Here is a 6,353-nt window from a genome sequence, read left to right as displayed (position 1 = left end):
GCCCTAAAGCAGTTCCAGGCAAAGCGGTTGTCCATCTGGAATTGCTACTTGTTTCAAGAATTCCGTCCGGCCCTTGTCCCCCGGCCGTGAGACGGTGCCCTCCCGGTCCGGCGCCCCACCCGACCCGGAGGGACTTGCGGAGAATCGGAGCCGATGCGAACCTCGCCGCACCATGGCTCGCGCGCGTTCCGATTCTCCGCTTCTCTTTGAAATGGTCGAGAAGCCCGACTTCTCGATCGAGACCAAGGCGATGGCCGACGGGCTGTGGCCGGTCGCCGGCATGGATGAAGCTGGCCGCGGTCCGTTGGCAGGCCCGGTCGTGGCTGCGGCGGTGGTGCTCAACCCCGCCAATATCCCGGAAGGCCTCGACGATTCCAAACGCCTCACGCATTTGCAGCGCGAGGCGCTGTTCCTCAAGATCCTCGGCTCGGCGCTCAGCGTATCGATGGCCTCGATCAGCGCCGAAGGCATCGACAACAGCAACATCCTGAAAGCCAGCCTCGAAGCAATGCGCCGCGCCGCCGCGGGTCTGTCACTGCAGCCGAAACTCGCCTTGGCCGACGGCCGCGACATCCCGCCAGGCCTCGCCTGCGAAGGCCGCGCGCTGATCAAGGGCGACCAGCGCTCGCAGTCGATCGCCGCCGCCTCGATCGTCGCCAAGGTGATGCGCGACCGCATGATGTGCGGCTGCGGCGGCCATCACGAGCATTACGGCTTCGAGGTACATATGGGCTATGCGACGGTCCGGCACCGCACCGCCATCGAGGCGCATGGCCCGGTGGCAAGGCTGCATCGGACCTCGTTCGCGCCGTTCAGGCTGGGTGGCGCTGAGGTGGTCGAGGAAGAAGAGAGCTTCGCCGGGTTGGAGTGACGGCGACTGCCTCCATCCTTCGTCATCCTCGGGCTTGACCCGAGGATCCATGCCGTGACCTCTTTCGTGGGGCGCAGCGGCGCAGAATTTTGTAATCGTTGCAACGCCTTAGCGTCACGGCATGGATCCCTAGGGTCTGCGCGCGTCGCTTCGCTCCTTGCTCCGCCCTAGGATGACGAACGTGCTACAACAAAAAAGCCGCCGGGTTGCCCAGGCGGCTTTCGATTTAGAAGTTTCGAAGTCAGCTCAGTTCAGCTTGGCCTTGACGTCATTCAGCGCCGATTTGAACAGGTCGGCGCCGGCCTTGGCGTCAACCTTGGCGGCGAGCAGCGCGCGGGCGGCCTCGACGGCGATGTCGACGGCCGAGGCGCGCACTTCGCTGACGGCCTCGCGCTCGGCCTGGCTGATCTTCTGCTCGGCAAGCGCGGTGCGCCGGGCGACATAGTCCTCGGTCTTCTTGGCCGCCTCGGAAGCGAGCAGCTCAGCCTCGCGCTTGGCGGCGGCGACGATGTCGGCGGCCTCCTTCTCGGCTTCCTTGCGCTTCTGCTGATATTGGGCAAGCAGCTGCTGGGCCTCTTCACGAAGCTTGCGCGCTTCCTCGAGCTCGCCGCTGATCTTGGCCGCGCGGCCGTCCAGCGACTTGGTGAGCATGCCCGGCACCTTCAGATAGATGATGGCGCCGAGGAAGATGATCAGGGCGATGGTGGCCCAGAGCGTGGCAAGTGATGTGGCGTCCATGATCCCGCTCCTCACCGGCTCGCGGATTTGACCGCGGCCGCGATCTCGGACTTGTCGGCCTTGCCGCCGACAAGCGCCTCGACGATGGCCGACGTGGTATCCTCGGCGATCGTGCCGACTTCCTTCATCGCCTTGGCCTTGATCGAGGCGATGCTCGCCTCGGCCTCGCCAAGCTTCTTCTCGAGCTCGGCCTCGAGCTTCTTGCGCGTGCCCTCGGCGTCCGCCTTGGCGGCGTCGCTTGCCTGCTGGCCGATCTTGTTGGCGTTGGCCTTGGCCTCCGCCAGTTCCTGCTCATAGGCGGCAACGGCGGCATCCGCCTCGCCCTTCAGCCTTGCGGCATGGTCGAGGTCCTGGGTGATGCGATCACTGCGGACATCGATGATGCCGCCAAGACGCGGCATCACAACGCGCTTCAGGAACAGGTAGAAGAGCCCGAAGGTGATGACCAGCCACAGGATCTGCGACGGGAAGGTCTTGGCGTCGAACGGCGGGAACGCTTCATGCTCCGCGGCAGGCACGGCAGTGCCCGCATGCGTATCGCCCTCGGCCGCGGCCGGCGCTGTTTCTTGCGCATAGGCAGATGTCACGAACATCTCATTCCCCTGTCCATGGAACGGGGCCGCACCATGCGGCCCCTTTCGTCAGCTCTCAATCTTACTTGAAGACCAGGAGCAGAGCGATCAGGAGCGAGAAGATGCCCAGAGCTTCGGTCACCGCGAAGCCGAAGATCAGGCGGCCGAACTGGCCGTCGGCAGCCGACGGGTTGCGGAGCGCGCCCGAGAGGTAGCTGCCGAAGATGTTGCCGAGGCCGATGCCCGCGCCGCCCATGCCGATGCAGGCGATACCAGCGCCGATAGCAGCTGCTGCAGTTGCGTCCATTTCAAAAACTCCTGTGGTTTGCTTGTTCGTTGCGGTTGGTACGTTGGGTATGCTGGCGCCGCGGCGCCGGTGAAAATCAATCAGTGGCTCGGGTGCAGCGCGTCGTTCAGATACATGCAGGTCAGCACCGCGAAGACGTAGGCCTGCAGGAAGGCGACCAGCAGCTCGAGAGCGGTCAGCGCGACGGCCATGGCGAGCGGCAGAACCGAACCGGCGATGCCGACGGCGCCGAACGCGCTGAGGCTGACGACGAAGCCCGAGAACACTTTCAGCGTGATGTGGCCGGCCAGCATGTTGGCGAAAAGACGAACCGAGAGGCTGACCGGGCGCGAGACGAAGGAGATGACTTCGATCGCCACCACCAGCGGCAGAAGAAGACCCGGCACGCCATGCGGCACGAACAGCTTGAGGAAGCCCAAACCGTGCTTGGCGAAGCCGTAGACGACGACCGTGCCGATGACCAGGATTGCCAGCGTGAAGGTGACGATGATGTGGCTGGTGACGGTGAAGAAATAGGGGAACAGGCCGATCAGGTTGGCGACCAGCACGAACATGAACAGCGAGAACACCAGCGGAAAGAACTGCATGCCCTGCTTGCCGGCGGCATCGCGCAGCATGTTGCCGACGAATTCATAGGCCATCTCGGAGACCGACTGCAGGCGCCCCGGGATCAAGGCGCGGCTGGCCGTGCTCCAATAGAGGAAAGCCGAGGCCAGCACGATCGTGACGATCATGAATAGAGAGGAGTTGGTGAACGAGACGTCGTAGCCGCCGATATGCAGCGGGATGATCGGATGGATCTGGAACTGGTGGATCGGATCGACCTTGTCAGCAGCAGCCACTTTAAATCCCCGTCAAAGCCACAATCGGCTTCTTAAGTTCACTTCAGCACCCAGGGGGCGCCCACTTCATTCTTTCGGCTCGCGCGGCTTGCCGCCCTGACCGAATTCCGGTGCAAGCCCCGCCGAACGCAGGACATTGAGTATACCGGCACCAAAGCCCAGCAACAGGCCGACGATCAGACCCCAAGGCGCTGTTCCCGCCAGGCGGTCGATGATCCAGCCCAAGCCGACACCAACCACCACTCCGGCGATGAACTCGCTGGACAGTTTCAGCGCCTGACCGTAACCGGCCGCAGCTTTCGCTTCGTCTTTCCCCTCGAGCCGGTCCGTGCGCCTCGTCGCAAGCGATGCTTCGAGATCGCGCCGGCGGCGCTCAAGTTCGTCGTCGCGGATGGTGGCTTCTGGCTGCCTGCCGCGGCCGGTTTCTCCGGTTCCGTCTGGCCCGGTTTTGTTGGCCATCGCAACCCCCCTGCCCGGGCAGACGATTGCCGTCCGTCCGCTTCTAAAGTCGCCGGCAACATAGTTAGAGGGTCCGCGCCCGTCAAGCCACGGGCCGAACTTCCAAGCGATGTATTTTTCGCTGTTAAAACAATGACTTATCGAGGTGCGACATCGTGCCCTTCACGCCCGCGTGAGGTGACGGCGCGAATCCTGGCGACAAGCCGCATCGATCGGCACGCGCGGCGGGCCGCCGGGAGCATTGCCGGAGGCGTCGTTTAGGTGGGTCCAGTTCAAGCCGCCTGACGGCTCAGCTCCAGCCGCCGCCATAGGTACGGTAGAAGATGTGCAGGCCGATCCGGGTCATGCGCTGCATGGCGCGCGCCCAGCCGGGATGGACATAATTGGCATAGTAATGCGTCGAGGAGCCGACCTCAGGAATGAAGATCTTGCCGGCGGTCACCGCCATGGCGACCTCCTGGGCAGTCTTGTAGGAAGCCTGGTCGGTGATGGTCTTCTTCCTGCCGTCGCAGGCGAAGGAGAACTGGCAGCGGTTGAACCAGCCGTCGTTCTGGTAGACGACGCCGCAGATCGTCTTCGGATAGGCCGGGTTGCGGACGCGGTTCAGGATCACCTGGGCGACCGCCGCCTGGCCGCGGACGGGCTCGCTGCGCGCCTCGAAATAGATGCCCTTGGCAAGGCAGGCCTGCTCGGGCTTGGAAAAGACGCTGGCCGGCAGCGGGTTCTGCAGCCACGCGTGGTCGCCCTTGCCCATCGGCGGGATGAAGCGGCCATCGTTCGGATCGTCCTGCAGCAGCGCCTCGAAGGGCGACGCCTTGGCATAGTCGGGCGCGGACTGGGCATAGGCGGTGGCGAGGATGTCCGGCTTGTCGTTGTTGACGAGGGCGACGAGCGCTGCCGGCAGATCCGGATCCGGCTTCTTGTCCTCGCGCAGATGGAAGGCCTGGGCGATCTGGACTTCCTTGCCCTTGATGCCGGGCTTGGCGAAGGTGAGCTTCAGGCCGCTGTCCATCGAGGGACGCAGCAGCGAGGAGGTGCGCTCGAAGATCGAGCCGGCGCTGAAATTCTTGGGCGGCGCGACGGGCGAGACCTGGACGAGGCGGCCCTTCTTGTCGGCGCGCACGACTCGATCCTCATCGGGCGTGACGCCCGCGGCGTTGCCCTTGCCACGGAAGGCGACGGTGCCCACGCCCGGCAGATTGACGCCGGAGCCGGAGATCGAGCCGGTGGCGGTGGAATCGATGAACGGCATTTCTGCGGCATGCACCGAGCCGGCGGCGGATTTCTCGATATAGGCGTTCCAGCGGGCGCTGGGCGACTCCAGGCCGGTGATCAGGCTGGTCATATCCTGATAGGCAACGACCGACGGAAAGCCGATCCACATGCCCAGCCCGAGCACCAAAGGAGAAAGGAAGGAACGTCTTTTCGCAACGGCGGCGGCGGCAAGCCGCATGGAAACGCGTCGATGCACGGAACTCTCCAGAACGCTACTGACCCCGGAGAGCCAAAATGAAGCATTAACCTTGATGCGGGGTTAACGACATCGATCATGTTCTTTTCATGTTTGAGGAAAGCCGGCTTGCCGTTTCCACAGCAAGCCGGCGAAGAATCGGGCATGGGGGTGCATCGGGTTGGGTGAATCAGACCTGGCGCAGGAAGATCGGCCAGGCGAGCGCCGCACAGATCGCGGCAGCGAGCCACACGCCCGGCCATGCGAAGACCACCAGCAGCCAGGGAATGGCGATCGGCACCAGGCAGAAGCCGACGAACACAAAGCTGTTGGCGAGGCTGAGCGCGGTGCCGACATGGCCCGCGCCGGCTAGCGTGGCAAGCTCGGTATAGGCGACGCCGTGCCAGGCGGAGACGAATATGCCGGCAACGACGACCATCAGCGGAAGCAGCGGCAGCAGCGGGGGGATTGCGGCGGCGCCTGTCACCAGCAGCCACAGCACCAGGAAGGCCAGCGCGCTCAACGCGCTGCAGATCTTCAGGAACGGCCGGCGGTTGCCGTGGCGGTCGGTGAAGCGGCCGCTCCAGACGCGCATCACCATGGCGCCGGTCTGCACGGCGGCGAGGCTGGTGCTGGTCACCCATGTGCCCATGCCGGCGAAGTCGTGCAGGAAGACCGAGGCGAAGGTCAGCACCGCGACCTGCGAAAGCAGAGCAGGCCGATGGCGGTCGAGATGCGCCACACCTCGATGTTGCGCAAGGGCGCCGGGCCGGTTGTCGCCGCGGCGGCGTGGCTGCCGCCTTCCACCGGCGGCTCGTGCAGCCAGCGCCAGGCGAAACAGGCCGAGAGCGCGGAGACGGCCGCAAGCAGGCCGAAGACCGCGGTAAAGCCCAGGGCCAGCGCCAGCGACGGCAGGACAAGCGCGCCCAGCCCGCCGCCGAGCGGCACCGCCGTCTGCCTGATGCTCATGGCGAAGCCGCGCTCGCCCTCGCCGAACCAGCCCATGATGGCGCGGCCGCTGGAGCCGTTGACGCTGCCGCCGAGCAAGCCGGCGACAAGCAGGCTCACCGACAGAAGCGTGACGCCGGGAACGGCCATTTTCGTTGGCACGACG

Annotated in this window: 9 protein-coding genes; 1 reads left to right on the top strand and 8 read right to left on the bottom strand. The window is 64.9% G+C overall.

The genetic code is table 11. The annotated features are described in order from the left end of the window. The first annotated feature begins 172 nt into the window (after positions 1-172). The gene (locus tag EOA28_RS20900; RefSeq protein WP_127251901.1) at positions 173-871 is read left to right on the top strand and encodes a ribonuclease HII; all 699 of its coding nucleotides are present in this window, start codon (positions 173-175) and stop codon (positions 869-871) included. A gap of 246 nt (positions 872-1,117) precedes the next feature. Here the strand turns inward: EOA28_RS20900 and EOA28_RS20895 are convergent, their stop codons facing one another. From EOA28_RS20895 to EOA28_RS40340, 8 genes are all read right to left on the bottom strand, one after another. Beyond that, complete coding sequence (locus tag EOA28_RS20895) at positions 1,118-1,609, bottom strand: F0F1 ATP synthase subunit B (protein ID WP_127251900.1); 492 nt, start codon at positions 1,607-1,609, stop codon at positions 1,118-1,120. Between the two features lie 11 nt (positions 1,610-1,620). Continuing rightward, the gene (locus EOA28_RS20890; protein ID WP_127251899.1) at positions 1,621-2,202 is read right to left on the bottom strand and encodes a F0F1 ATP synthase subunit B; all 582 of its coding nucleotides are present in this window, start codon (positions 2,200-2,202) and stop codon (positions 1,621-1,623) included. A gap of 61 nt (positions 2,203-2,263) precedes the next feature. Beyond that, on the bottom strand, positions 2,264-2,488 hold the full coding sequence (locus tag EOA28_RS20885) for a F0F1 ATP synthase subunit C (RefSeq protein ID WP_027164582.1): 225 nt from the start codon (positions 2,486-2,488) through the stop codon (positions 2,264-2,266). Positions 2,489-2,568: 80 nt separating this feature from the next. Beyond that, positions 2,569-3,330 (bottom strand): F0F1 ATP synthase subunit A, encoded by a 762-nt coding sequence (locus EOA28_RS20880; protein WP_127251898.1) that lies wholly within the window; start codon positions 3,328-3,330, stop codon positions 2,569-2,571. Positions 3,331-3,396: 66 nt separating this feature from the next. Further along, positions 3,397-3,789 carry an AtpZ/AtpI family protein gene (locus EOA28_RS20875; protein ID WP_042641414.1) on the bottom strand — a complete coding sequence of 131 codons (393 nt, stop codon included), beginning with the start codon at positions 3,787-3,789 and terminating at the stop codon, positions 3,397-3,399. A 289-nt stretch (positions 3,790-4,078) separates the two neighbouring features. Then, a complete protein-coding gene (locus EOA28_RS20870) occupies positions 4,079-5,260 on the bottom strand; it encodes a cell wall hydrolase (protein WP_127251897.1) in 1,182 nt (393 codons plus the stop codon). A 169-nt stretch (positions 5,261-5,429) separates the two neighbouring features. After that, positions 5,430-5,981 carry an MFS transporter gene (locus EOA28_RS40345; protein WP_245501572.1) on the bottom strand — a complete coding sequence of 184 codons (552 nt, stop codon included), beginning with the start codon at positions 5,979-5,981 and terminating at the stop codon, positions 5,430-5,432. Beyond that, positions 5,927-6,353, bottom strand: a 427-nt coding sequence (locus EOA28_RS40340; RefSeq protein WP_245501571.1) for an MFS transporter, incomplete at its 5' end; no start/stop codon positions are given. The genes EOA28_RS40345 and EOA28_RS40340, both read right to left, overlap by 55 nt.

The sequence above is a fragment of the Mesorhizobium sp. M2A.F.Ca.ET.067.02.1.1 genome (genome assembly GCF_004023285.1).
GTDB lineage: Bacteria > Pseudomonadota > Alphaproteobacteria > Rhizobiales > Rhizobiaceae > Mesorhizobium.
This window is presented reverse-complemented; position numbering and strand designations above follow the sequence as displayed.

Excerpts from the sequence above, each read along its gene's own strand:
- EOA28_RS20900 (WP_127251901.1), top strand. The coding sequence starts at position 173 with ATGGCTCGCGCGCGTTCCGATTCTCCGCTTCTCTTTGAAATGGTCGAG.
- EOA28_RS20875 (WP_042641414.1), bottom strand. The coding sequence starts at position 3,789 with ATGGCCAACAAAACCGGGCCAGACGGAACCGGAGAAACCGGCCGCGGC.
- EOA28_RS20890 (WP_127251899.1), bottom strand. The coding sequence starts at position 2,202 with ATGTTCGTGACATCTGCCTATGCGCAAGAAACAGCGCCGGCCGCGGCC.
- EOA28_RS20895 (WP_127251900.1), bottom strand. The coding sequence starts at position 1,609 with ATGGACGCCACATCACTTGCCACGCTCTGGGCCACCATCGCCCTGATC.
- EOA28_RS20885 (WP_027164582.1), bottom strand. The coding sequence starts at position 2,488 with ATGGACGCAACTGCAGCAGCTGCTATCGGCGCTGGTATCGCCTGCATC.